The sequence below is a fragment of the Sorangiineae bacterium MSr11954 genome (assembly GCA_037157815.1).
Lineage (GTDB): Bacteria > Myxococcota_A > Polyangia > Polyangiales > Polyangiaceae > Pendulispora > Pendulispora albinea.
The window spans coordinates 10,413,014-10,438,107 of sequence record CP089984.1; the positions used below are offsets into that span (position 1 = coordinate 10,413,014).

Sequence of the window (25,094 nt, forward strand, 5' to 3'; positions counted from 1 at the left end):
TCTACGAAAAATCGAGCAGCAAACCGCCGCGAACGAGGGCGAGGACGAGCCCGAGCACCACGAGCACGAACACCACGACGATGATGCGCAGCTTCGACGAGGTGCCCGACGCGGCGGCGGCGGGCGGCGCGCCCACCAACGATGCCACCTGCGATCCCGCCGCGGGCGGCGGCGCCGGGACCCATGCCTCGGGCGGCGATGCCGTGAGAGGCTCCACGGGGACGAACGGTGCCGAGTCCTCCGCCACGGCCGCGGGCAAACGCGGCGCAAGCGGCGAACGCGACGGCGACGGCGGCGGCGGCGGCAGGGGTGCGCTCTCGGGAAAGAGCGGGATCGGAACGAACGGCCGCGGGACCGTCTCGATCTCGATTTCCGGGATGTGCGGCATGTTCTCGAGGCCCAAAGGCGCGAGATCGACCCGCGTCTCCATCGGGGAGCTCTCGGGCTCGTCCTCCGAGAGGATCGGGGCGGACCGCAAGGCCGGCAGCGGGATGGTCCCACCGGCCGGCAGCGGCACGGACGGCGGCGGCACCGCGGAGGGCACGTCGAAGACGGGCGCGGGCGGCGGCTGCGTCATGGCCACCGGGAAGAACGATACGGGCGGCCCCGACGGCGAGTGCGGATGCGGAAGGGGCGTGGGGATCGACTCGCGCACCACCCGCGACGCCGCGTGGGGGATGGGCGTGGGCATCGAGTCGCGGGACTCGCGCTTGCTCAAGGCGGCCGCGGCGCGCTCGCGCATCCTTCGCTGGGCGATCACCTCGTTGCCGAAGTGGGTCGAGAGCCATACGCCGAGCTTGAGAGGGTTGGGCATCCGCCCCGTCTCGATGGCGTAGGCCTCCAGATCGCGCAGCATCGCCCCGGCGGAGGGGTATCGGTCGTTCTTCTCGGCCGCGAGCGCCTTGGAGACGATGGCGTGCAGCTCCTCTTCGCGCGGGAGCGAGCGCTTCGGCAAGGGCGGGACCTCCGCCTTTCGCGCTTGCTCGAGGAGCGAGGCGCGGGTCGGCGCCTCGCCCGCGTGCCGATAGAGACGGCGCCCGGCGAGCAGCTCCCAGAGCACGATGCCGGCGGCAAAGACGTCCGCCCGCGCGTCGAGGATCGCGCCGCGCGCGTGCTCCGGGCTCATGTAGCCGGCCTTGCCCTTGATGGCCTCGTCGGCCGTCGACGCCTCGCTGGCGAGCGACGCGACGATGTCGTTTGCGTGGGCGATGCCGAAGTCGCAGACCTTGACCTCGCCATCGAACGAGATGAGCAAATTCGAGGGCGACACGTCGCGGTGCACGATGCCGAGGGGCTTGCCCGCTTCGTCGGTGCGGCGGTGGGCGTAGTCGAGCCCGCGAAGCACGCACGTGACGATGTAGAGCGCGAACTCCATGGGCAGCGGCACTTTTTGCCGCGAGCAGCGGCGGAGCAGCGCGTTCAGATCGAAGCCCTCGACGTACTCCATGGCGATGAACAGCCGGCCCTCGATGCGCCCCAGATCGAACACCTGCACGATGTTCGTGTGCCCCAGCTGGGCGGCGAGCTTGGCCTCGTACGTCAGCATGTCAGCGAACTGCGCGAGCCCCGCGTACTCGGGCAAAATGAGCTTGAGCACGCAAAGGCGCGCGGCCCCCAGATCGCTGTTGGTGCGCGCGAGATAAATCTGCGCCATGCCGCCGCGTCCGATGAAATCGAACAGCATGTACGGCCCGAACGCGTGCGGCAGCCGCAGCCCGACTTCGCCCGCCGAACCGCTCCTACTTGCCGCCATCGGTGCCACCGAACCCCGGAATTTTGGGGAAGCCACTCGGCATCGGGGGCAAGCTCGCCGCGTCGAACGCGGGGATCTTCAAGGCTGCCGCGTCGAAGCCGGGGAAGCTCGGAAAAGTGGGGAATTGAAAGCCCGGCGGAAGCTCGATCTTGCCGTCGGGTCCCACGGAGGCGTCGACCGTCATCCGGCCACCATCGGGCAATCGGACGACCACGGGGCGAGCGCTCCCCGCGTGGGGGGGTGTGGAGCTACCCCCGCCGGCGCTTCCACTTGCCAGAGGAGCCACCTGCCCCGATGCGCCGGGGGCAGCGGGAGCCGGGGTGGACGCCGTCGCGTTCGCCTGATTGGCGCCGGGTGAGGAAGGTGCAGATGGCGCGGCATCGGGTAGGTCTTCGCCCTTCGAGAGCCATTTGCATGCCGCCAGTGGGAGGGCGAGTGCGATGCCTACGAAGAGAACCGTACGGCGCGCTCGAACTTTGCCGCCTTTAACGCGCCATCCATAGCGTGCCATGCTGCCCGCTACCTTACACCTGACAGCCGACACTAGTCATCGTAACGCGTTACCAGCATAATGCGCTTCATGGCAGCTTCGCGAGACCGGCCGGATACTTTGCCGATCCCGCTCGAAAAAGAACCGGAAGCGTCGCCCGCGCCCTCCTCACCCGAGAGGCGACCGGATGCGCCGCCTACCTCCCGGCTCGGGCGATTGGCGCGACTTGGCGCTTTGGCGCCGCGCGCCCTTCCGATGGCAGCCGAGGCGATGAAACGCGCCGTCGGCATCAAGCGCACCGAGGACGAAGAGGCGCACGCGCGCGCCAAGGTGGTCGCATCGGCCAAGAAGACGGCCGAGGCCATGCTCAAGACCTTGGGCGAGATGAAGGGGCTCCCGCTCAAGCTCGGGCAAATGGCCTCGTACATCGATGGCCTGGCGCCCCCCGGCTACGAAGAAAAATTCCAGCAGGTGCTGAAGCGCCTGCAAGCCAAGGCGCCCCCGCTCTCGCGCGAGGCCGCCATCAAGGTGGTCACCGAGGAGCTCGGCGATCACCCCTCGAAGATCTACGAGCACTGGGAGGCGGATCCCTTCGCGGCGGCCAGCATCGGCCAGGTGCATCGCGCCTTCAGCCGCGGGGGCGATGCGGTGGCCGTCAAGGTGCAGTACCCGGGCATCGACAAGGCGATCGAGAACGACTTGAAGAGCCTCTCGCTGCTCGAGAACATGATCGCGCCCGTGGGCCGCCGGTATCACAGCAAGGAGACGCTCGACGAGATCAAGGCCGTCTTCTTGGCGGAGCTCGATTACACGCGCGAGGCCGAGACGGCCGATCTCTTTCGCCGCTTCCACGCCGACGATCCGGAGATCGTCATCCCCAAGGTGCACCATAGCCTCACCACCCGGCGCGTGCTCACCTGCGAGATGATCGACGGCGCCGACTACGCCACCTTCTGCGAAAAGGCCACCCAAGAGGAGCGCAGCGCCGCGGGCCGCACCATCTGGCGCTTCATGTTTCGCTCGCTCTACGAGCGCGGCGTGCTGTACGCCGATCCGCACCCGGGCAACTACCGCTTCCTCGGCGGCGGCAAGGTGGCGTTCCTGGACTTCGGCTGCGTGAAGTTCCTGCCGGCCAACCTGGTCGACGGCATGAAGCGCTACGTGATCGCCGCGCAAGACGGCGACTGGGACGAGTTCGATCGCGCGTGCGTCGAGGTGCTCGGCTACGACCCGACCGATCCCGATGGCTGGCCGCTCTACACGAGCTACACGAAGTTGGTCCTCAAGCCGCTCATCGAGGACACCGAGTTCACCTACACGCATGCCTTCGCGCGCGAAGCGGTCGCCTACTTGGTCCGGCACGGAAAGAAGATCGTGCTCCGGCCCGACGAGAAGCTCCCCTCGCTCCCCAAGCCGATTCACATGCCGGTCGATCACACCTTCGTGAACCGCCTTCAGTGGGGCCTCTCCAGCGTCTTGGCCGGCCTCAACGCCCAGGCGAACTGGCGTCGCATCACGGAGCCGTGGCTCCGAAATGGCGTTCAGACCTAGCGCCGCGGCGCGGCCGGCCGCCGAGCTTAGAGGTTGTGCCAGCGCGCATGGCACAGTAGTTCTGGCCGGGTGAAGCTCCGAAGGGTGCGAGCCTACGGCGAAGAGAGCCCGAACATGCTGATCCGCGGCGACAACCTCGACGCGCTCGATCGGCTCGGTCGCGCGGGCTTCGCGGGGAGGTTCCGCTGCATCTACCTGGACCCGCCCTTCAACTCGGGCCGCGTCTTTCGCGAGTACCACGACGCGTGGGACCCCGAGGCGTGGAAGGCCATGATGGCCCCGCGGCTGCGAGCGCTTCACCCGCTGCTCACGGAAGACGGAGCCATTTTTGCCGAGATCGACGATACGCAGCTAGGGTGTCTGTTGCTGCTCATGGACGACGTCTTCGGCCCCCAGAACCGCATCGCCATCGTGACCGTCGTCCGGAGCGCGACCACCGGGCACAAAGCCATCAACCGCGGCCCCATGAATGTGACGGACTACCTCCTCCTCTACGCCAAAGAGCGCCGCCGCTTTCGCCCCGCGCCGCTGGTGCGAAGGCGGCAAGGCCGCGATCCCGCGTACAACTTGTATCTCGCGAACGCCGAGCAGGACCCGAGCGCGTGGCAATTTTTGCCGCTCAAGACCGTGGTCGCCAAGCGCCTCGACTACACCAGCCGCGCCGAGGCCGTGCGGGCCTTGGGTGCCGAGGGGTTCGAGCGCGCCATCGAGCGCTTTTCCCTGGAGAACGCGGCGCGGGTCGTGCGCTTCGCGCAGCCGCGCTACGAGGCCGTGAGCTTGGCCGCGCGGGCGCTCATCGATCGCTCGCGGGCGGCGCCGGACCGCGTTTTTTGGCTCGATCGCGGCCAGCGGCACAAGCCGATGATCTTGCGCGGCGGCAACCGTTTGCTCTTTCTGGCGGACAAAGTTCGCGAGGACGAAGCCGGCGAGCGCTACCTCGCCGAGCCGCTCACCAACGTGTGGAACGACATTCCGTTCCAGGGGATCGCCCGCGAGGGCGGCGTGGTGTTCGCGCGCAACAAAAAGCCGGAGCGCCTGCTCGAGCGGGTGCTGGCGTCGAGCACGGAGCCCGGCGACTGGGTGCTCGATCCGTTCCTCGGCAGCGGCACCACGGCGGCCGTCGCCCACAAAATGGGCCGGAACTACGTAGGCATCGAACGGTCGGAGACGCTCGATCAGCTCTGCATCCCGCGCCTCGAGCGGGTGGTCGACGGCACGGACACCACCGGCATCACACGCGTGCAGAGCTGGCGCGGCGGCGGGGGCTTCGGGATCTATGACTAGGCGCGCGCGCGTGGCGATGCTTCTCGCGCTGGGATTCGCCGCCGGATGCGCGCGGCACGAGAAGCCAAAGGGCGGTCCGCTGGCCATGGTGCCGGCCGACGCGGCCGCGCTCACCGTATCGCCGCGCACCGCGGACGGAGGCGCGTCGCCGCCGCGGGAGGTCCCGCACTGGGCGGAGTCGGTGCGCATCGGCGCGTGGGACGCGGCGGCGCGCGAGCTCGACGGCTTGCCCGAGGCGGAGCAGCGCGATCCGGCGATCCGCTATGTGCGGGCGCGGGTGGCGCTGGCGCGCGGCGCCGAGGGCGATGCGGCGAAGGCGCTCGGGTGGCTCGACGATCTGAAGAGCGCGCTGCCGCTCCTCGCCGACGACATCGAGCGAAGGCGGGCCGAGGCCAAGCTCCATGTGGGCCCCTTCCGCGACGCCGCCGATTACTTCGTGGCGCGCGGCACGGCGTCGGCGCTGCTGAAGGCGTCCGAAGCTTACGAGAAGGCGCAGATGCTGGTGCCCGCGCGCTCCGTGTGCGATCGCGTGGTGGCGCTGGACAAGCACACGCGCGCGCAAGAAGCCGAGGCGCGCGCCCGGAGGATTCGTCTGGGCATGCGCACCCCCTCGGAGGACGGGGCCGACGCGCGCTGGATCGTGGTCGAGGCGCCCGATCTGACCTGGGCGAAGGACGCGGAGGCCACGCTCGCCAAGCTCGATCCGGGGCACCCGCTCACCAGCGAGGAGCTGATGAAGCGCGCCCGCGCCCTCGGCGAAGCGTCGATGACCGACGAGGCGCTGGAGGCGCTCAAGCGCATGGCGACCGCGCCCGGAAAGGCCGTGGCGCCCATCGAGCGGATCCGCGCCCGGGCCGAGATCCTGCTTCACGCGCGCACCCGCGCCCTCGAAGCGTCGAAGGCCTTCGACGAGTGCGCCGCCCTCGGCGGGCCGCGCGCGGCGGACGATGCCTTTCACGCGGCGCGTGCCCTCTCGCGCGCCGATCACGACGACGAGGCCATCGAGCGCTACGCGGCCGTGGCGCGCCGCTGGCCAAAGACGAGCTGGGCCGAAAAGGCCACTTTTTACGGCGCGCGCCTTCACTTGCTCCACGGGCGCTACCCGCAAGCCGCGGCGGGCTTCGACGACTACGCGACGCATTTTCCGCGCGGCGAGGAGAAGAAAGAGGCGCTCCGAGGGCGGGCGCTCGCGCACCTGATGGCCAAGAACAACAAGGTCGCGAAAAAGCTCTTCGAGGAGCTCGCGGGCGACGAGTCCGACGCCATCACCCAGGCGCGCGCCACCAACCTCTCCGCGCTGGCGTCGCTGCAAGACGGCGATCGGACGCAGGCGGTCCTGCACTGGACCCAGGTCGCCAAGAGCCGCCCGCTCTCGTGGCCCGCCTTGGTCGCGCGCGCGCGCCTCGCGGAGCTGAAGGCACCTCTGCCGCCGGCCATCGATGCGCCGGATCCCAAGGGCACCTGGCAGCCTTTGACCATCACCGTCCCGCCGCCCGTCGATCTCCTCTTTCGCGTGGGCCTCGACACCGACGCCGAATCGGCGCTGCGCGAGCGCGAGTCGATCATCACGGCCGCGGCCACCGGGCGCGGCGTGGAGGCGCTCTGCGAAACCTACGGCTACCTGGGACGCGCCAAGCGCCGCTACCAGATCGCGCAGCAGGTGCCGGGCGCGCTGCTCAACAGCGCCCCCAGCCCGGCCTCGGAGTGGGCGTGGGAGTGCGCGTTCCCCAGGCCGTACGATACGTTCGTGCGGGCCGAGGAGACGGCGCACCATCTTCCGAGCGGGTTGCTTCATGCGGTGATGCGGGTCGAGAGCGCCTTCGATCCGGACGTGACCTCACCGGCGCGGGCGGTGGGGCTCTTGCAGCTCCTGCCGGAGACGGCGCGCACGGTGGCCAAGTCCATCGGCCAACCGCACGCCGAATCGCTCCTGACGAGCCCCGCGCAAAACATCAAGCTGGGGGCGCGCTACCTGAAGGAGCTCATCGACAAGTTCCATGGCCAGATCCCGCTCGCGCTCGCCGGCTACAACGGCGGTCCCGAGGCCGTCGCCCGCTGGATGTCGCGGCTCAAGGAGACCCCGCTCGACGTGTTCGTGGAGCAGATCCCCTTCGTCGAGACGCGCGCCTACGTCGTGCGCGTCATGGGAAATTTTGCACGCTATGCATTTCTCCAGGGCGGGGAGGCGGCGGTGCCCACGGTCACGCTGACCTACGAGAAGGACTAAACTGTAGTACGGTGCCAACTCGGAAATCGTGCCGTGATCGGGCTCCTTCTCGTTGCGCTCTTCATCTTCCTGAACGGCTTCTTCGTCGCGGCCGAGTTTGCGTTCGTCAAGATGCACGCCACGCAGCTTCATCCGCGCGTGAAGCGGGGTGAAAAGCGCGCGATTTTTGCGCAGCGGATCATCGAGCGGCTCGATCGTTACCTTTCGGTGACGCAGTTTGGGGTCACCCTGGCGAGCTTGGGCCTGGGCTGGATCGGCGAGCCGGCCATCGAGCGGCTGGTCGTGTCCTGGACCGGGAACCTGTTCGAGGGTGAGCTGGCCAAGGCGCTGCACGTGGTGGCCGTCATCATCGCCTTCGGCATGCTCACATTTAGCCACGTGCTGCTCGGCGAGCTGGTGCCGAAGCTGATCGCCATCCAGCGCTCGGAGGCCACCGCGCTGTTCTCGGCCACGCCGCTGCACGTGATGTACCTCACGTTCCGCCCGCTCTTGTGGATCCTGGAGCACGCGTCCGCGCTGATCCTGCGCTTCATGGGCCTCTCGGCCGATGCCGCCAGCGAGGGGACATTGTCGGAGGAGCAGATCCTGGGAATCTTGGCGGCCAACACGGCGCGCAGCCCCATGGGCAAGAAGAAGGGCGAGCTGCTGGAGCGCGTGATCCGCTTTTCGCAGCGCACGGCGCGCCACGCGATGGTGCCGCGGGTGGACGTGGCCTCCTTGCCCATCGACACGCCGCGCGAGGAGGCGCTGAAGTTCATTCGCGCGCAGCAGTACTCGCGCCTCATTTTGACCAAGGACCGCTCGCTGGACAACGTGGTCGGCTACCTCTACGTGAAGGACTTCCTCTTCGAGGACGGCGCCGCCGCCGGCGATCTCCGCAACTTGCGGCGCGACGCGATCTTCGTCCCCGAGACACAGGGGCTGCACGACGTGATGCAGCGGCTGCAAGAGGCGCAGATCCCCATCGCGGTGGTGGTCGACGAATACGGCGGCACCAGCGGCATCGTCACCATGGAAGATCTGCTCGAGGAGATCGTGGGCGAGATCCGCGACGAGCTCGACGAAGAGCCCGCGGCGCTCGTGAAGGTGCCGGGCGACGAGCAAGCCTGGGAGGTCGACGCGCGCCTGAAGATGGACGATCTGCGCGCCATTGGGGTGCAGGTCGAGAGCGAGGACGCGGCGGAGCCCATCGGCGCGGTGCTCTTGGAGAAGCTCGGCCACCTTCCACGAAAAGGCGATAGCGCCGCCATCGCGGGCAACGCGGTGGGCATCGTGAGCGCGCTCAGCCGGCGCCGCATCACGCGCGTGCGCATCCGCATCGCGCCGCAGCCGGCCGCCGCGTGATTGGCGTGACGAGCGTGATTCGCGGGGTGCGATGGCTGCTCGGGCAGGTGTGTTCGCGGCGCGGCTTTCGGCTGGCGATGCTGGTCGCCACCCTGGCGAGCCTATGGCTCTCCACGTTCAAGCTGCGTCTGTCGTCCGATCTGACGGATCTCTTTCCGAACCGCGACGAGACGACCATGTTGATGCGCTTTCTGCGCGGCTTCGGCGGCGGCGATCTGGGCGTCATCCTGGTGCGCGGGGAGGATCCGGCCGCGGTGGAGGCCGCGGCGACGGCGCTCATCGCGGCGCTGCGCGACAAGCCGATGGTGGCGCGGGTGCTCGACTCGGCGCCGCCGCCCAAGGAGTTCGATCCGACCTTGGCGTGGGCCTACTCCGGCCCGACGGCGCGCGATCGTTTGAAGCAGGCGCTCTCGCCCGAGGGGATGCGCGAGCGGCTCGACGGAACGCGGGAGCTTTTGCTCGCACCGGGGGCGTCGGAGGTCGCCGAGCGGGCGGCGCGCGATCCGCTGCGGCTCGCGATGATCCCGTGGGAGCTGCGCATGGAGGTGGCGGCCGGGGTCAACGTAGGGACCGGCGCCGATGGCGCCTTCGTGGGCGATGGCGGGCGCGCGCGGTTGGTCATTCTGGAGCCGCGTGGGAGTGCATTTCAGGGGCGGGATGCGGCGCGATTCGTGAGTGAGGTGCGGGAGGCGATGGAGGCGGCCCAGCGTCACGAGCTCCCCGCACACGCTCCGGCCGTCACCATGGATCTGACGGGCGGCCACGCCATCGCCGATGCGACGGCTTCGCTCTTACGCCGCGACATGATCGTGAGCGCGACCCTGTCGACGGTGCTCGCGTCGCTGGTGTTTCTGCTCACCTTCCGGCGCATGCGCGCCCTGTTCGCCGTGCTGCCACCGCTGGGGCTCGGCACCCTCTGGACCACGGGCATCGCCGCGTTTTTCCCCACGGGACTGAGCGCCATCGCCACGGCCTTCGCGGCCGTCGTGGTGGGCGTGGGCGTCGATACGGGCGTCCACGTTTACGCCAAGCTGCTCGAAGGGCGTCGCCAAGGCCTCACCCCCGCCGCAGCCGCGCGCTTTGCACGCGAAACCACGTGGCGGCCCACGCTGTTGGCCGCGCTGGCCGCCGGCTTCGCCTTCGCGGCGCTCCTGGTCAGCGATCTGCCGGCCGTACGCCAGCTCGGCGTTCTGTGCGGCGCAGGCGAAGTGCTCACCGCCATCGGGATCCTCCTGGTCACGCCCGAAATCGGCGCCTGGCTCGAGCGCGGCGCGCCGCCCGCGCCCAAGGTTCACCCTTGGACCGCGTTCGCCTCGGCCCTCACGCGAACGCGCCGGCGCGCCATCGCCGCCATCGCGGTCACGCTCACGCCGTTCGCGTTTCTCGCCGCCTTCGGCTGGCCCTCGGCCCACGACACCTTGGTCGCCATCCGCCCGCAAGCGCTCGCGCCGCTGGCCACGCAGCGCGAAATTTACCGCATCTTCGGCAGCAAGGAAGGCCAGTGGCTCGCCGTCACCGCCGACGCATCCCCCGAGCGCGCCGCCGAGCGCGCCGATCGCGTAGCCGAGCGGCTCGATCGACTGGCCACGGCGGGCGTCATCGACGGCTTCGACGCGCTCACCAACTTTGCCCCCGCCCCGCCCACACAAGAGAAACGCCTCGCCGAGCGCGATGCGCTCGCACTGCCCGAAAAGCGCCGCGCCCTGGAAGCCGCCCTGCTCGAACGCGGCTTCGACGCCTCGGCCTTCTCCGCAGCCTTCGCGAGCTTCGAGCACCCCTCGCACGCCATCTCCCGCATGGACCCCAAGGGCCCGCTCGCCTGGATCGTCTCGCGGCACATGGCCCGCGAGGGCGGCGAAACCCTCGTCGTCAGCTATGTGCGGCCCACGGGCGATCCCGCCAAAGATGCGCAGGCGCTGGCCGCCATTCGCGAGGCCGATCCCGCGACGGTGGTCACCGGCTACCACCACCTGGAGACGGCGCTCCGACATGCTCTGGGGCGCGATCTGCCCATCGTCGCCATCTTGGCGCTCGTGCTCGTGGTCGTCACCTTGCGTGCGGCGCTACGGCGCGGCTTCGACGTGTTCTTGACGTTGGGTACCATCGCCGTCGAGGTGGGGGCGGTGGCCGCGCTCATGCGCATCTTCCACGTGCGCCTACATGTATACGATGCGCTGGTGCTGCCGGTTCTCATCGGCATCACCATGGATGAATCGATGTTCCTGCTTCACGCGGCGCGCGCCGCCCGCGCTGCGGGATCGTCCATTGGGGACGCCATCGACGGAGCCCTGCGGAGCGAGGGGCCGCTGGTCGCATCGACGGCGCTGACCACTGCCGCCGGGTTCGCCGCACTTCTTGCGTGCCGGTTCGAAGGTTTGTTCGATCTGGGCGCCGTGGGCGCATTGGGTTCGGCGCTTGGCCTGCTCGCGGCGCTCATCGTGATCCCAGCCGGATTACGACTTGCGCGCGGGCACGCCAGCGAATAGCTCATGGGCGTGCAGAACCACGATGAAGCGGACCGATCCGCGATCGTACCGGACCATGCCACGGAAGCACCGCTCGAACCGATCCTCCCGCCGGAGGGCATCGTGGCCGCGCGCCTGCGCGACGTCGCCGCGCGGGTGGCCGACCGACCTGCGGGGCGCGTCGATGTCGCCGGGGTCAAGGGATGCTCCGGCGCCGCGCTGGTCTCCGCCATGGCCCACGCGGGAACGAAGCGCATCGTTTACATCGCGTCGGATCTCGACGGCGCCCGCCGCGCCGCCCAAGACTGCGCCTTTCTCCTTCGCGGCGCCCCCGACGATGCGCGCGCCGAGGAGGCCGCGCTCGGCGATGTGCTCCTCTATGCGAGCCACGAGTCGTCTCCGTATGCCGATGTGAACCCGGATCGGCGTGCGTCGATGAGCCGCATGGCCACGCTCTTTCATCTGGCGCACCTGCCATGGCGGGTGCTGGCGATCCCGGCGAACGCGCTGGTCCGCAAGGTGGTGCCCGCCGAGGCCGTGCGGGCGGCGACCACGAAAATCGTCGCGGAGGAGGAGCTCGATCGCGAGTTCCTGGTCGTCAAGCTATCGGAGGCTGGCTACATCCGCGTGCCGGTGGTGGAAGATCCCGGCTCGTTCGCCGTGCGCGGCGCGCTGGTCGACGTGTGGCCCCCGAGCAGCGACGCGCCCCTTCGCATCGAGCTGTATGGCGACTTGGTCATCTCCATCAAGTCGTTCGACCCCTACGAGCAGCGCACCCTCAAGACCTCTGGCAAAGACGTCACCTTCCCCCATGTGTGGCTCCCGCCCGCACGCGAGGGCGTGCTCACCCGCGAGGCCACGGCGCGGGCGCGCGCGAGCGTGGTGCAGCTCGCCGAGTCCATCGACTGGCCCACCACCAAGACGCGCGCGCTCACCGAGGACGTGGTGAGCGGCCGCGCCTTCTTCGGCGCCGACGGCTTTCTGCCCGCGTACTACCCCGAGCTGTCCCCGCTGGTCTCGTTCTTCGGCGACGACGCGGTGGTGGTGCTCGAGGATCCGGCGGCCATCACCGCCGCCGTGCGCGACGAGCTCGAACGCGCCCAAGACGACGCCACCAACTACGGCCAGAGGCCGCACTTTCCGCCGTCCGCCTTCTACATCGACGAGCCCTCCGCCGCCGGCGAGCTCACGCGCCGGCGCGTGGTGACCCTGCACGCGACCCCCGTCCTCGGAGAGGCCACCTCCGGCGGGCTCGCGGCCTTCGCGGCCATCGCCGAGCCCTTCGATCTCGCCTCGCGCGATCACGACGATCTCGCGCGCGCCGTGAAAATGGCGCGCGCGTCCAAGGGCAAATCCGCCACCTTGGCGCCGCTGGTGCGCCGCATCCGCTACTGGCGCGAGCACGGATTGCGCGTGTTCATCGCCGCGCGCGCCCAGACGCAGGCCGAGCGCCTCACGTCCCTTTTGCATCACCAGGGCATCTCGTGCACCGCCAGGCTCGGCACCTTCGATCCCGCGTGGCTCGCCGATCCGAGCGGCGCCGAGATGGCGCAGATCATCGTCGGCCCGCTCTCACGCGGCGCGCTGCTCCCCGCCGAGGGCGTCGTGCTGGTCACCGAAGAGGAGATCTTCGGCGCGCGTGCGCACCGCCGCAAGGAGCGCCGCGCCACCGATCCCACCCGCCCGTTCCTCGAGGATCTTCGAAACCTGAATGTGGGCGATTTCGTCGTTCACGTGGAGCACGGGATCGGGCGCTACCTCGGGCTGGTGCACAAAGAGGTGGGCGGCCACACCGTCGATCTCCTGGTCGTCGAGTATGGCGGCGGCGACAAGCTGTACCTCCCCGCGTATCGGCTCAATCAAATCCAAAAATATTCGGGCGGCGAGAACGCGCAGCCCAAGGTCGATCGCCTGGGCGGCAGCACCTTCAGCCGCACCAAGGCGCGCGTGCAAAAAGCCGTGCGGCAAATGGCCGACGAGCTCTTGCGCCTCTACGCCGAGCGCAAGGCGCAGCCGGGCCACGCGCACGACCCCATCGACGACGATTACCGCGCCTTCGAGGCCACGTTCCCCTTCGACGAGACGCCGGATCAACAGCGCGCCATCTCCGAGGTGAACCGCGATCTGGACGAGGCGCGCCCGATGGATCGCCTGGTCTGCGGCGACGTGGGCTTCGGCAAGACGGAGATCGCCCTGCGCGCCGCGTTCCGGGTGGCCATGGCCGGAAAGCAGGTGGCGCTGCTCTGCCCGACCACCGTGCTCGCGCAGCAGCACTTCCGCACCTTCGAAGCGCGCATGCGCGATTACCCCATCACCATCGCGTCGATGAGCCGCTTCCAGACGAAGAAGGAGCAGGACGAGACGGTCGCGCGGCTCAAAGAGGGCAAGGTCGATATCGTCATCGGCACCCACCGGCTGCTCTCGAAGGACATTCACTTCAAAGATCTGGGGCTGCTCGTGGTCGACGAGGAGCAGCGCTTCGGCGTCACGCACAAAGAGCGGATCAAGCAAATCCGCGTGCAGGTCGACGTGCTCACCCTCACCGCCACGCCCATCCCGCGCACCTTGCAAATGGCGGTCACCGGGCTGCGCGATCTGTCGCTCATCACCACGCCGCCCGTCGATCGGCGCGCGGTGCGCACGTTGGTGACCCGCTTCGACGAGCAGGTCATTCGCGAGGCGGTGACCCGGGAGCTCTCGCGCGGCGGCCAGGTGTTCTACGTTCACAACCGCATCGAGGGGCTGTACGAAAAGGCCGGACGCCTGGCGGAGCTGGTGCCGCAAGCGCGCATCGCGGTGGCCCACGGGCAGATGACCAAGGGCGGCACCGCGCAGGAGAACGGGGCCCTCGAGCAGACCATGTTCGACTTCGTGGAGGGGCGCTACGACGTGCTGGCCGCCACGGCCATCGTCGAGAGCGGGCTCGATATTCCACGCGCCAATACGATCATCATCGACCGCGCCGATCTCTTCGGTCTGGCGCAGCTCTATCAGCTCCGCGGACGGGTGGGTCGCTCCAAGGAGCGCGCGTATTGCTACTTGGTCGTCCCGCCGCCGGAGAAGATGAGCGACGACGCGCGCGCCCGCATCGAGGCGCTGGAGCGCCACACCGAGCTGGGGAGCGGCTTTCAAATCGCGTCGCTCGATCTCGAGCTGCGCGGCGCCGGTGATCTGTTGGGCGGCGAGCAATCGGGCAATGTGGCCAGCGTGGGCTTCGACCTCTTCTGCCAGATGCTCGAGGAGGCGGTGCACGAGCTGCGCGGCGAGCCGGTGGTGCACGAGGTGGATCCGGAGCTGTCGTTCGACGTGCCCTCGCTCTTGCCCGAAGATTACGTGAGCGACGTGGGCGTGCGGCTGTCGCTCTACAAGCGGCTCGCGAGCGCCATGGATGAAGCGCACGTCGCGGAGATCGCCGAAGAGATGGAGGACCGCTTCGGCCCGCCGCCCGACGACGCGCGGAGGTTGGTGCAGCTCATGTCCATCAAGACGGAGCTGCGCCGCTTGCGCGCCCTCGGCTGCGAAGCCAACGCGCAAACGGTCACGCTCCACTTGCGCGAGGACACGCCGCTCGATCCGAAGAAAATCCTCGAGCTGGTGCGCTCGCCCCGCAGCCCTTATCGGCTGACCCCCGATATGCGCCTGTCCCGCCGCTTCGATGGGCAAGGCAACGGCCTCACCAACGCCGAGGCGCTCTTGCACGATCTCGGCAAGTGCCTCAAGGCGTGATGCGGTGTTCGCGCTCGGGCGAAGGTCCCGCCCGAGCTACGGTTTTTTGCTGCGCGAGATGAGAAAGAGCAGGAGCGCCCCGCCGCCGAGCGGGATCAGCACTGCAAGGCCGAAGAAGACGTATTCGGTGACGTGCACGGGAGACGCAGCGTAGCAAGGTTCGAGGCCTGGCTCCCAGCGCCGCGTGCGCTGTCAGGCTACGAGAGGTGCCTCGGCCGGAGCCGAAGAAAGCGAATGAGGCATCCGCATGCGCCGCTTGGCCAGCACGGACGCCTTCATCGCGGCCTGTCCGCCTTCGCGGAACTCGTCCGCGAGCGGGGTGGACTCGAGCAGCGCCCGAAGACGGATGCGGGCGCGGTGCAGGCGGGAGCGAACGGCGCTCGGGCTGGTGTCGAGCTGGGCGGCGATTTCGTCGAGGCCCAAGTCGAAGTGGTAATAAAGGACCACCACGTTTCGCTCGTTCTCCGTCAGCTCGGAGAGGGCGTGGCGGACTTGTTCGTCGCGCTCGTTGTTGGCGGCGCGCGCCTCGACGAGATCGGGAACTTCGGCCATGTGCGACAGGGGGAACGAGCCGAGCTCCTCGAGGTCCATCCCCTCGACGTGGCGGGCGCGATGGCGGCGCTGGGAGCGCATGACCATGAGCGCCTCGTTGGCGGTGACCCGATAAAGCCAGGTGGAGAAGCTCGCGTCGCCTCGGAACGAGCCGAGGCGGCGCGTGATCTGAATCAAGGTCGTTTGCAGAAGATCGCGCCGGTCTTCATCGCTCACGGGGTAGCGCTGGAGTTGGCGCTCGATATGGGGGCGGAGCGCTTGAACGAGCAAGTCGAGAGCGCCCGCTTCGCCGGCGACGGCGCGGCGGACCAAGGAGAGATCGGCGCATGCCATGGGTGATTTCTTCGCTCCCCGCGCTCACACGGCGACGAAAGCCGCGGTTTCGCGAGAGAGCCCGCGACAAAGGTCCAAATACGTGATGATTCCTACGAGCTTCCCGTTTTTGTGGGTCACGGGAAGGGCTCCGACTCGGTGATGGGCCATGAGCGCCATCAGGTCGGTGGTGTCCGCGTCGATGTCGACCCGCGGTGCGACGCCGAGGAGGAGCCGCGCCACGTTCATGCTGAGCGCCTCCTGCAGACTGCCGACGTACTCGTTGCCGACGAAGTATGGGATTCGAATGGTGCGAAGCTCACGATCGCTCAGGAGCCCGACCAGCGTCTCGTCATCATCGACGACCGGCAGGTAGCGGACCTCGAGCGATTGCAGAATGTCCACCGCCGCGCGAATCTTGGACGATGCGCGAACGGTGGGCGGCGCTGGATTCATGATGTCCACCGCCTTGATCGACGCGATCGACGCCCGAGCCTTCATTCCGACCTTGCGGTCGTCGTCTTTCTCGAAGACTTGGCTCGTACGTCGTGGGTCTTGGAGCTCCGGGATTTCGCGGAGACTCCCTGGAATGAAAGCGTGATTGTAAGAGGTCATGTTGACTCGTTTCGCACGGGCTTCGTGGGAACGACGTCACCACTCACGCGCAGGGCGCGCCCCAACGACTCGACGACGGGAACCGTCGTTCGACTGGTCACCAGCACAGGTTTTCACCCCTCCTCTCATGTCAATTCATGAGTACGGGTTGCATCGTAAGAACGACCTATAGAAAAGTGAAGGGCGATCGCACGCCAGACGAAACAACTCTCCGCGTCCTTCGCCGTCCGGCAAAACTTCGCGTAAACGTTGCAAATCGGTATTCGTGAAGGCATTTGCGAAGGAGGTTCCCGCAATGGCCGGCCGTGGCGCTGTTCGCGTGCGGATGTTCAGGTGAGAAGGGAGACTTGGGCATCGATCGTTGCACCAACGGCTACAGAATGCGTGGCTTGCGCGGCTACAAGCGGAAAATCGGCGTGGCCGGGAAGCTGCCGTTCGGACATCACGGGTTTGCACCCGAACGGCGCTACTCGCGATTCGCGAGCGACAATAAAAGCCAATAGCAATGGCCAGATTGCTGATTGGCTATCTTCGTTACGGCATTAATTGGCAACAATTGGTTTATCGGGGCCGACGTTCCGGGCTAATTTCCGGCGTTGCAGCCGCCGCCACATGTGGCGGCCGCGGCTACGCCGTTGGCTCACCACCCCAGTCCCGGCAAACCTTCCGTGCCTGAGGCAGTACCCTAAAGATGGCCGCCCTTGGCCTTACATTCGGCCTTTTTTGTGTCACAGAGATTTTTTATTGCCGAATCGGTCGCGTACGCGGGATGACTGCAAAACCTCGCCGCCTGGGCGCATTCGGGTGGCTGCGCGCCGGACCCCTGGCCCGGTGAGGGACCAGGTGACGGAGCGGGATCCGTCGGCTTTTTCCCGGGATTCGTAGAGGGCGTGCCCGACGCCGGCGGCTTCGGCTTCGCCGACGGACCGCTCGGCGGTTTGCGTGAATCGCCCTGCGGCGGCGTCAGGGTGGCGAGAGGGGCCAGCGGTGCATCCGGCTCGCTCGCACTGGCGGCTGGATGGTCGTCTTTGACCGCACCCGGTTGCGTGGTCGCATTCGTGACAGCCGGATCCGCCACCGCCGTTCCGGAGTCGACGGACGTGATGTCAATTTGCTTTTTGCACCCCGTGCCAAACGCGGAAACCAACGACACTCCGCCAACCACGCACATTACGAGGGCGACTGCACGAAAACGAGCACGCGTCACGGATTGCCACCTTTGCTTTTGCACGCGGCTGTTTGATTGGCACACATCGTTGCAGCACGGCTGTCGGTCCCCGCGCGCGCGCACCAAACACGCGCTGCGGCGCACTCCGGGGGCTCGCCGGGACGGGTGACCGGCGGCGGGGGCGGCGTGGTCACGGGCGGCGGCGGCGTGGTGGTCACGGGCGGCGGTGGCTGGGTCGGGATCACCGTGGGGATGACAGTGGGGAAGCCCGGCGGCACAGTGACGGCGCCTGCATCTTTAGCACCTCCCGGATGCTTGGTTGGCGTGCCGCCGCTACCACCTGGAGATCTCGTGGGCGTCGTCGGCGTCGTGTTCAACGGTGGTACCGATGGCGTTGGAGGCGTGGGCGGTGGGGTGCTCGCGGCCTGACTCGGCTCCGGCGTTGCGGAAGGTGTTGGCGTCGCGCTGGGCGTTCCACCGGATCCGGGCCCGAAGATGTTCGAGTCGGCGGGCTTCGCGCTTCCACCGCCACTGAAGACGCCGAGCCCCGCGGCCACCGCCACGCCGCACGCGAGCAGCGCCACCACCAGGATGCCCACGACGAGCCCCGTGCGCCCTCCCTTGGCCTCTGTGCGCGGCTGCGCGGGTGGACGATAGCCCGCGTTCGGGGGAGGGCCCCCATATTGCTGGGGCATGGCTTGCTGGGGCATGGCCGGCGCCGCGCCTTGGAAGCCTTGCTGCGGCGGGGGCGCTCCATAGCCACCCGGCACATCGACCTGCGCGCCAATCTCGGTCCGCCCGCGCGGCGACACCGCGCCGAGATCGCCGGTGTTGTAGCCGGGCGATGGCCCGGTCACATAACCCGCCGAGACGCCGGGCGCGGTGCTGTAGCCCCCCGAAGCATTGGGGCCGGCGCCGGGAGGACCAAACTGCGGAGCAGCGGCGCCCAGCGCGGCGGTCGCCGCATAAGGGAGCGCGGCGCCCGGCGGCGCGGGTGCTTCTTTGCTGCCGTTGCCGCTGAAGGCATCGAGGAACTCGCGCACGGTGGGAAAGCGCTGCGCGGGATCTTTGGCCAGCGCGCGCGTGATCGCGTTGCGCATCGACTGCGGAACGCGGGCGCCCATGGGCTGCGTCTCGATGGGCGCGGGGGGCTGCACCATGTGCTGCGTCGCCCACTCGTAGGCGGTGTTTCCGTGAAAGGGCAGGCGCCCGGTGAGCATCTCGTACGCCATGATGCCGAGCGAATAAATGTCGCTGCGCGCGTCGATGGGGCGCCCCGTGAACTGCTCCGGGCTCATATAGGGCGGGGTGCCGAGCACCATCCCGGCCTGCGTGAGCTTGCGCTCCTCTTTGTCCTCTTCCTTCTGGCGCTTGGCGATGCCGAAGTCGAGCACCTCGACCCAATCCTTCTGGCCGGCGCGATCGCAGAGGACCACGTTCTCGGGCTTCAAATCGCGGTGCACGATGTCGTGCTGGTGCGCCTCTTCGAGCGAGCCCACCACCTGCGTGAGGATCTTCTCGACCCGCGGCGGGGGCATCGGTCCTTCCTTCTCGAGGACCTCGGCCACGCTCTGCCCCTGCACGAACTCCATGACGATGTACAGGATGCCGTCATCGGTCTTGCCGAAGTCGTAGACCTGGATGGTGTTCGGGTGCTGAAGCTCCGCGATGGTGCCGCACTCGCGCTCGAATCGGGCGAGGATCTTCGGGTCGTGGGACAGGTGCGGGTGCAGGGTCTTGATGGCGACCTTGCGAACGGTCCCGCCGAGCATCTGCTCGCCCACGTAGACGACCCCCATCCCCCCTTCGCCGAGCACGCGAACGACCTTGTATCGACCCCCGATGGTCTGACCGACGAGCCCCTCGGCGCCTTTATCCGGAGAATTCACGGCGCAAGAATCGCACAGCTGGTGCCGCGCGGCAGAAATTAGTTAGGGCGCGCCAGCGTCCTTCCGGGTGTCGGTCGGCGGCCAAGGGAGCGACCAGCGCTGATCCGTCCCGCGGTCCCAGAGCTCGAGCCGCGTGCCGCGCGCGGTAGCCGGGAACATGACGCCGATGCGGCTGACCAGCTTCGCGTCGAAATCGACCCGATTCCGCTCCCGCCCGGCGTCCGTGCCGCCGTCGATGCCGGCGTTCACGAGGAGCGGGAAGTCGAATCGGGCGCGCTCGATGACCGTGGGGCCCTCGTAGAGCTCGATGGCAAAGCGCCCCATGACCCGGGGTGTGGCCTGGGGGGCCGGGAGCGCCACCTCGTGCATTCCCAGCAGAAACACATCGCCATGGTCATACCGCAGGTCGAAAATCCATTGACGGCGTTCGGACAGGGCCGGCGGATCCGGTGCGTAGCGCGCCTTTTTGGGGTCGAAGGGCGTGGTGTCGCTGGTCTTGCGGGCGAGGGCTGCGTCTGCCTTGGTGCCGCCTGCTTCGGCGGTGGTGCCGGAGAGGACCGCCAGCACCCAGACGATGCCCGCGAATACCAAGCTCAAGACGATGGTCGACCAAGAACGCACGACACAGCGGTATCCCATGCACGCGCGTCGCCGCCAAGCATCGTCCATAGGTCCCGGAGCTTTCCTTCGCCGAGGCTGAAGCTTCCTGGGGCTGGTAATCCGCCCGCGGCGTTTTGCGCGGGTGTGCTAGCGGACGCCTCGAGGAGGCCGCCAAGGCGAACGCGTGCGGCAAAAAGGGCGATTTGCGTGACCTCGTGAACCCGCCCCGACGGCAAACTTATCCGGGGCCCGGCGCCATAGATGCGGTCGCCAACCAGCGGCGCCTTGGCGTGGCTGGCGTGCACGCGGATCTGATGGGTGCGGCCCGTGCGCGGTGCGATCGCCAAGAGCGCAAAAGGCCCCGCGCGCGCCACGGTGCGAAAGGCGGTTTCGGCGTGGGTGGCCTCTTTGCCGTCCACCGCGCGGTAGCGGGGATCGGGGGCGCGCCCGATGGGAAAAGCCCATATCCCCTCCGCGGGCTCCGGCGCCTGGGCGGCGATGGCCACGTAACGGCGTTCGTAGCTGCCCTCGTCGCGTGCGCGTTTGGCCATCTCGCGCGCCCAGGGTGTGAGCGCGAAAACGACCACCCCGCTCACGTCGCGATCGAGCCGCGAGGTGGGGTGCACGGCCGCCGCGTCCATTTTGACGATGCGCGCGGCGTGCGCGAGCAAGGTGCCTTTGGTGCCCCCGTGGTCGGGGATGGTCGGCATGCCGGGGGGCTTGTCGAGCGCCAGCCAGTCGCGCGTTCGGTGGAGCACGCGCACATCGCCTTCGCCGGGCCGCGTGCTCGGATCGCGCACGGGGGCGATGCGCACTTCGTCGCCGGGCTTCACCGGTTCATCGCCGCGGAGAGCGCGGCGGCGCCCCACGAAGACGCGGCCATCGTCGAGGGCGCGCGCATCACCGCCCGCGGCGGCCACGATGGCCGCCACCGTCTTCGGATCTCCTTCGCGCACAATCCATCGCATGTTCGGTCGCTCGGTCGCGTTTTTCGCGTTTTTCGCTCGGTCGCGTTTTCGCGTTCCGCGTTTCGGTCGAAGCCCTATTTGAGCAAAAGGGGCGGCTTGGCGTGCAACCACGGGCGGAAGAGGGCCCAATCGTCGCATACGATTTCGCCCGAGCACGAGGCTTTGCCGCTGGTGTCGCGCGGATCACGCGGGTCACGGCCCTCGCCCCCGCCGTCGGCGGAACGAGCACCCGCGTCGGACGGGCGGGCGCCTGCATCGAGCGGACGGGCCGTGTCGAGCGGGCGAGCACCCGCGTCGGTCAGCGGGCGGAGCGCGCGGCATTCCTTGTTCACCAAGGCCGTCAAGTCGGCTTCGCTCATGCCCCAAAGGCGCGCGCACGCCACGGTGTCGACGCTGTCGGCGCCCGGCGCGGCGGCGTCGCCGCTCGCGGAGGTCAGGATCGACTTGGGCCGGGCGGGGCAGGCTTTTTTCGCGTACGCCATGGCGTGGTCGTCGGCCGCCGCGAAGCTGCCGTCGGGGAGCGAATGGAGCACCAGCAACGGCCCGGCGATGCGTCGCTCGGTGACGCCGCAGGCGGCGAGCGTGGGGGATGCCTCGAGCACGTAGGGACCGTTGGTGAGCAAATCGGGCCGTCCGTCGTCGTCGATGTCTTCGACGGAACCGAACTCGGGGGCGCGCGCGTAGGGCTCGATCTTCTTTCCTCCTTTGAGGGTCCACATGCGCCCATAAGGCGACGAGGCTCCGTCGCGCACCCAGCTGGAGCCGGTGAGGAGCACCTCGTCTTGGCCATCGCCGTCGAAATCGAACACGGTGGGCTGCTCCAGATCGAGCGAGCGATCCACGCTCGACACGAAGGGCGGCTGCGGCAGCGCCATGCGCTCCCCTTTTGCCGACACGTAGACCACGTCCCAGAGCACCTCGATCTCGGCCGACGCGTCCTTGGGGCGCACCCCGGAGGGGACCATCGCCCAGATGCCGCCCGAGCGCGCGGCCACGCAGTGCGCATCGCGGAACAGATCCGGCAGAAGCCAGCCGGAGGCGTCCGCCAGCTCCGCGCCCAGCTTGCGCGCCGCCGTGGCCTCGATTTCCTTGGCGATGCCCTCGCAAAGCGTCTCGCCGCGCGAGGCATCGGTGCCCGCGTCGTCCGCCTCCGATGGGCCGGCGTCGGGCTCCGAGTCCCCGGCGTCCGATGCGGGCGAGCTCGCGCCGTCGTGGTCACCTGCGCCCTCCGGCTTGCCCGCCGTGGACGAATTTCCCTGGATGATCTTTGCGACTCCAATCGCCAGGGCGAGCACGGCCACAATCACACCAAACGACAAGAGCACCCGAACTGCAGCGCCTCGCTCCGAGTAGGCTTCCTTCATTCGCGGCTCCCAGCCCACCCCTCGTCCGAGCTCCTCACGATGGGGGGCGGCGCCGGCGACTGCAGCGACGTCGCGTCCCGCAGCCGCTCCACCACGCCCCGATCACCGTCCACGCGCACCCGATCGCCCGTGCGGATCACGCGCGTCGCCCCCACCACGCTCACCACGCTGGGGACGCCGAACTCGCGCGCCACCACCGCCGCGTGCGAGAGCGGCCCGCCGAGCTCGGTCACCACCCCGGCGGCCATGAGGAAGAGCGGGGTCCAGCCCACGTCGGTGGTGTGCACGATCAGCACCTCCCCCGGCTCGAGCTCGCCCATGCGCTCGGCGCCGATGATCACGCGCGCCCGCCCCTCGACCACGCCGGCGCTCGCGGGCACCCCGCGGAGCAAATCGCCGCCCGATGGAGGCAGCACCACCGGCGGCGGCGCGCCAATGAAGGTCGCCGGCGGATCGGGGCGCGCCTGATCGCGCGCAAAATCCGCACGCCGCGCGCGCACCAGCGGCGCCAGATCGCGGCGCGACATTTCGAGGGCGCGCACGATCTCGTCCACGGTGAGGAAGAAGACGCTGTGCATGCCCGCCAGCGGCGAGCGCGACGCCTGCAGCGCGAGCTGATCTTGCAAGAGCTCCGGCGCGAGCCGCAGAAGGCGCCGGTCCGCGTCGAGGAAGACCTCGCGCAGCATGCCCAGCACGCGCGTCACCCAGGTGCGCATCCGCTCGCGCAGGCGCGCCGCCTTTTGGGCGCGCGCCACCAGGTGCCGCAGCAGCGTCTGCTCGAAGATGCCGAGGCGCGGCATCAGCTTTATCATTTCGGCGTCGGCGTGGGCGCGGGCGCGGGCGAGCGATGACTCCACCTCGCGCACCTGCCCGCGGATGGCCACGCGGAGCATGGTGAGCACGGGCCGCACGTCCTCGCGCCAGCGCGGGGTCGAGAGCTCCGCCTCGCGCACGGCGCGATCGCCGTACAGCTCGAGGAAGTTTTGCAGCGCGCGGCGGGTCGGGCCGTCGGGGATCGCGTCGAGCCCCACCGTCGACTCGCGGTCGATGGCCGCGAACGCCATCGGCTCGCGCCGCGCCAGCTCCGCGATGCGCATCATGCCGATGGCCGGGCGCGCGCTCTCCAGATCGCGGATGCCCGCGGTGAGCGCCTGCGCCAATCGCTCCGCCGCCAGCGGCCCGATGGTGGCCGGCAAGAACAGGCGCCCCGATTGGCCAGGCTGCGCCACCTGCGACAGAACGGCCTTCAGCGCCAAGTGCGTCCCCAGCGCGCTGGAGGCGCACGTCAGCATCACGGTGCCCGTGCGCTCGAGCAGCCCCTGCACATCGCGGATCGTGCGGGCCAGGCCTTCGTCGGGCAGGATCGCCAGATCGAGCGCGTTGTGCGCCTTCTCGGCCTTGGTCGCCGCCTCCTCGAAGGCGTTCACGTCGGCGTCGAGGCGGAGCTGCTCGCGCAACAGGCGCGAGGCGGTCAGCGGAAAGCGCGCGTAGAAGCCGCGCCGCGAGACGTCGGCCACCTGGTGCGCCACCTCTTCGCCGCCGGAGCCTCCCGCGAGCTCCACCAAGGTGCGCGGATCGAGCCATGGCACCTGGGCCGCGATGCGCATGAACTGCGTCAGGTTCAAATAGAAGCGGCCGTACACGTTGCCCACGAGGCGCGCATGGCGGGGCACGCTGCAGCCGAGGGCCGCGAAGGCGCGGCGAAAGCCTGCCTCGCTGAAGTCGCCCGCCACCGACCATGTGAGCGGCGTGGCGACTCCAGGGAGCGCTTCGCCCACATTGACATTGCTCCACACGGTGAGCTCGTTGCCGCCCTCGGGAAAACCATGGCCGGTGATGGGACGCGCCTGCACCACCCACGTGCGCTCCGCGTCGCAGGCGAACTCCACGTCCCATGGCCCCACGTCGAGCTTCTCCAGGCGCGAGGCCACGTCGGCGAGCTCCTCGACCCGGGCGGGCCCGAGCGCGGGACGATCCGGCTCCTGAACGGTGATCTCCTGCATGGTGCCGTCGACGACCACCAAGGCGCGCAGCTTTCGTGCGATCACCGCCTCGATGAGGCGACCGTGGGCATCGATGCGCAGCATGTCGGGCGTGCTCACGCCATCGACCACCGGAGAGCCCAGTCCCACCGCCGCATTGACGATGCGCTGATCCTTCGTCAGCCCGCCCGGCTCGGGCGCCCTCGTAAACATGACGCCCGCCGCCTCGGCCTGCACCATGCGCTGGACGACCACGCCCATCGACACGTCGCGAACACCGTGCGCCGCCAGGTAAGCGAGCGCGCGGCCCGAGGCGATCGAGGCCCACACCTCACGCACCGCGTGCGCCAGCGCCTCTTTTCCTTGCACCGCCAGGCATGTCTCGGCCAACCCCGCCATGGACACCAAGGCGCCATCTTCGCAGGTGGCGCTCGATCGCACGGCCAGACCCCAGGGCGCGTTGGGTCCCACGGTCTGCCACAGCTCGTCGAGCTCCTCCTCGAGGCCCTTGGGCAGCGGGGCATTCAGGAGCTCCTGGCGTGCCTCGGCGGCGCGGGTGGAGCCGCTGCGGCCGCCGGCGGCGCGGAGCAAGGAGCGCGGATCGCAGCCGGGGGAGAGCTCGCGCAAGGTGGCTTGGAAGGCTTGCTGCCCGATGATCCACGCTTCGGGGACGGGAAAGCCGTGCTTGACCAGCCACACCAAGCGCGCGGCCTTGCCGCCGATGGCGCGCGCGTCGTCGCCGCCGCGTTTGCGGGCGAGGGTCTCGAGCGAGGTAAGCCAGGGCGACGACATGGGGAGTCGCCG

Annotated in this window: 15 protein-coding genes; 6 read left to right on the forward strand and 9 right to left on the reverse strand. The window is 68.9% G+C overall.

Features of this window, described 5'->3' with window-relative positions; genetic code table 11:
- Window position 1: 1 nt before the first annotated feature.
- Both LZC94_40680 and LZC94_40685 read right to left on the reverse strand, forming a co-directional pair.
- Window positions 2–1,753: a serine/threonine protein kinase gene (locus tag LZC94_40680; GenBank protein WXB14135.1), complete on the reverse strand. Its 1,752-nt coding sequence runs from the start codon at window positions 1,751–1,753 to the stop codon at window positions 2–4.
- Window positions 1,740–2,264 carry a hypothetical protein gene (locus LZC94_40685; GenBank protein WXB14136.1) on the reverse strand — a complete coding sequence of 175 codons (525 nt, stop codon included), beginning with the start codon at window positions 2,262–2,264 and terminating at the stop codon, window positions 1,740–1,742. The genes LZC94_40680 and LZC94_40685 overlap by 14 nt, the downstream gene beginning before the upstream one ends.
- A 249-nt stretch (window positions 2,265–2,513) precedes the next feature.
- Between LZC94_40685 and LZC94_40690 the strand changes: the two genes are divergently transcribed.
- The 6 genes from LZC94_40690 (at window position 2,514) to mfd (ending at window position 14,840) form a co-directional block, all read left to right on the forward strand.
- Window positions 2,514–3,794: an AarF/ABC1/UbiB kinase family protein gene (locus tag LZC94_40690; protein WXB14137.1), complete on the forward strand. Its 1,281-nt coding sequence runs from the start codon at window positions 2,514–2,516 to the stop codon at window positions 3,792–3,794.
- 69 nt (window positions 3,795–3,863) lie between these two features.
- Entirely contained in the window at window positions 3,864–5,078 is a 1,215-nt protein-coding gene (locus LZC94_40695) for a site-specific DNA-methyltransferase (protein WXB14138.1), read from the forward strand.
- Window positions 5,079–5,094: 16 nt separating this feature from the next.
- Window positions 5,095–7,305, forward strand: a complete 2,211-nt coding sequence (locus LZC94_40700) for a transglycosylase SLT domain-containing protein (protein ID WXB20310.1) — start codon at window positions 5,095–5,097, stop codon at window positions 7,303–7,305.
- A gap of 33 nt (window positions 7,306–7,338) precedes the next feature.
- Window positions 7,339–8,649 carry a hemolysin family protein gene (locus LZC94_40705; protein ID WXB14139.1) on the forward strand — a complete coding sequence of 437 codons (1,311 nt, stop codon included), beginning with the start codon at window positions 7,339–7,341 and terminating at the stop codon, window positions 8,647–8,649.
- 5 nt (window positions 8,650–8,654) lie between these two features.
- Window positions 8,655–11,135 (forward strand): MMPL family transporter, encoded by a 2,481-nt coding sequence (locus tag LZC94_40710; GenBank protein ID WXB14140.1) that lies wholly within the window; start codon window positions 8,655–8,657, stop codon window positions 11,133–11,135.
- 3 nt (window positions 11,136–11,138) lie between these two features.
- Window positions 11,139–14,840, forward strand: coding sequence for a transcription-repair coupling factor (gene mfd / locus LZC94_40715; protein ID WXB14141.1), 3,702 nt, complete (start codon window positions 11,139–11,141; stop codon window positions 14,838–14,840).
- A gap of 192 nt (window positions 14,841–15,032) precedes the next feature.
- Here the strand turns inward: mfd and LZC94_40720 are convergent, their stop codons facing one another.
- The 7 genes from LZC94_40720 to LZC94_40750 form a co-directional block, all read right to left on the reverse strand.
- Window positions 15,033–15,725, reverse strand: coding sequence for a sigma-70 family RNA polymerase sigma factor (locus tag LZC94_40720; GenBank protein ID WXB14142.1), 693 nt, complete (start codon window positions 15,723–15,725; stop codon window positions 15,033–15,035).
- A 24-nt stretch (window positions 15,726–15,749) separates the two neighbouring features.
- Window positions 15,750–16,319, reverse strand: coding sequence for a CBS domain-containing protein (locus LZC94_40725; protein WXB14143.1), 570 nt, complete (start codon window positions 16,317–16,319; stop codon window positions 15,750–15,752).
- Window positions 16,320–17,522: 1,203 nt separating this feature from the next.
- Complete coding sequence (locus tag LZC94_40730; protein WXB14144.1) at window positions 17,523–19,376, reverse strand: protein kinase; 1,854 nt, start codon at window positions 19,374–19,376, stop codon at window positions 17,523–17,525.
- Between the two features lie 42 nt (window positions 19,377–19,418).
- Entirely contained in the window at window positions 19,419–19,973 is a 555-nt protein-coding gene (locus LZC94_40735) for a hypothetical protein (GenBank protein WXB14145.1), read from the reverse strand.
- Window positions 19,970–20,944 carry an RluA family pseudouridine synthase gene (locus tag LZC94_40740; protein ID WXB14146.1) on the reverse strand — a complete coding sequence of 325 codons (975 nt, stop codon included), beginning with the start codon at window positions 20,942–20,944 and terminating at the stop codon, window positions 19,970–19,972. Before LZC94_40740 ends, LZC94_40735 begins: the two co-directional genes overlap by 4 nt.
- A 74-nt stretch (window positions 20,945–21,018) precedes the next feature.
- The gene (locus LZC94_40745) at window positions 21,019–22,308 is read right to left on the reverse strand and encodes a VCBS repeat-containing protein (GenBank protein WXB14147.1); all 1,290 of its coding nucleotides are present in this window, start codon (window positions 22,306–22,308) and stop codon (window positions 21,019–21,021) included.
- On the reverse strand, window positions 22,305–25,082 hold the full coding sequence (locus LZC94_40750) for a phosphoenolpyruvate synthase (GenBank protein WXB14148.1): 2,778 nt from the start codon (window positions 25,080–25,082) through the stop codon (window positions 22,305–22,307). The genes LZC94_40745 and LZC94_40750 overlap by 4 nt, the downstream gene beginning before the upstream one ends.
- Window positions 25,083–25,094 lie beyond the last annotated feature (12 nt).

Excerpts from the sequence above, each read along its gene's own strand:
- LZC94_40700 (WXB20310.1), top strand. The coding sequence starts at position 5,095 with ATGCTTCTCGCGCTGGGATTCGCCGCCGGATGCGCGCGGCACGAGAAG.
- LZC94_40750 (WXB14148.1), bottom strand. The coding sequence starts at position 25,082 with ATGTCGTCGCCCTGGCTTACCTCGCTCGAGACCCTCGCCCGCAAACGC.
- LZC94_40685 (WXB14136.1), bottom strand. The coding sequence starts at position 2,264 with ATGGCACGCTATGGATGGCGCGTTAAAGGCGGCAAAGTTCGAGCGCGC.
- LZC94_40680 (WXB14135.1), bottom strand. The coding sequence starts at position 1,753 with ATGGCGGCAAGTAGGAGCGGTTCGGCGGGCGAAGTCGGGCTGCGGCTG.
- LZC94_40740 (WXB14146.1), bottom strand. The coding sequence starts at position 20,944 with ATGCGATGGATTGTGCGCGAAGGAGATCCGAAGACGGTGGCGGCCATC.
- LZC94_40745 (WXB14147.1), bottom strand. The coding sequence starts at position 22,308 with ATGAAGGAAGCCTACTCGGAGCGAGGCGCTGCAGTTCGGGTGCTCTTG.
- LZC94_40725 (WXB14143.1), bottom strand. The coding sequence starts at position 16,319 with ATGACCTCTTACAATCACGCTTTCATTCCAGGGAGTCTCCGCGAAATC.
- LZC94_40690 (WXB14137.1), top strand. The coding sequence starts at position 2,514 with ATGAAACGCGCCGTCGGCATCAAGCGCACCGAGGACGAAGAGGCGCAC.
- LZC94_40720 (WXB14142.1), bottom strand. The coding sequence starts at position 15,725 with ATGGCATGCGCCGATCTCTCCTTGGTCCGCCGCGCCGTCGCCGGCGAA.
- mfd (WXB14141.1), top strand. The coding sequence starts at position 11,139 with ATGGGCGTGCAGAACCACGATGAAGCGGACCGATCCGCGATCGTACCG.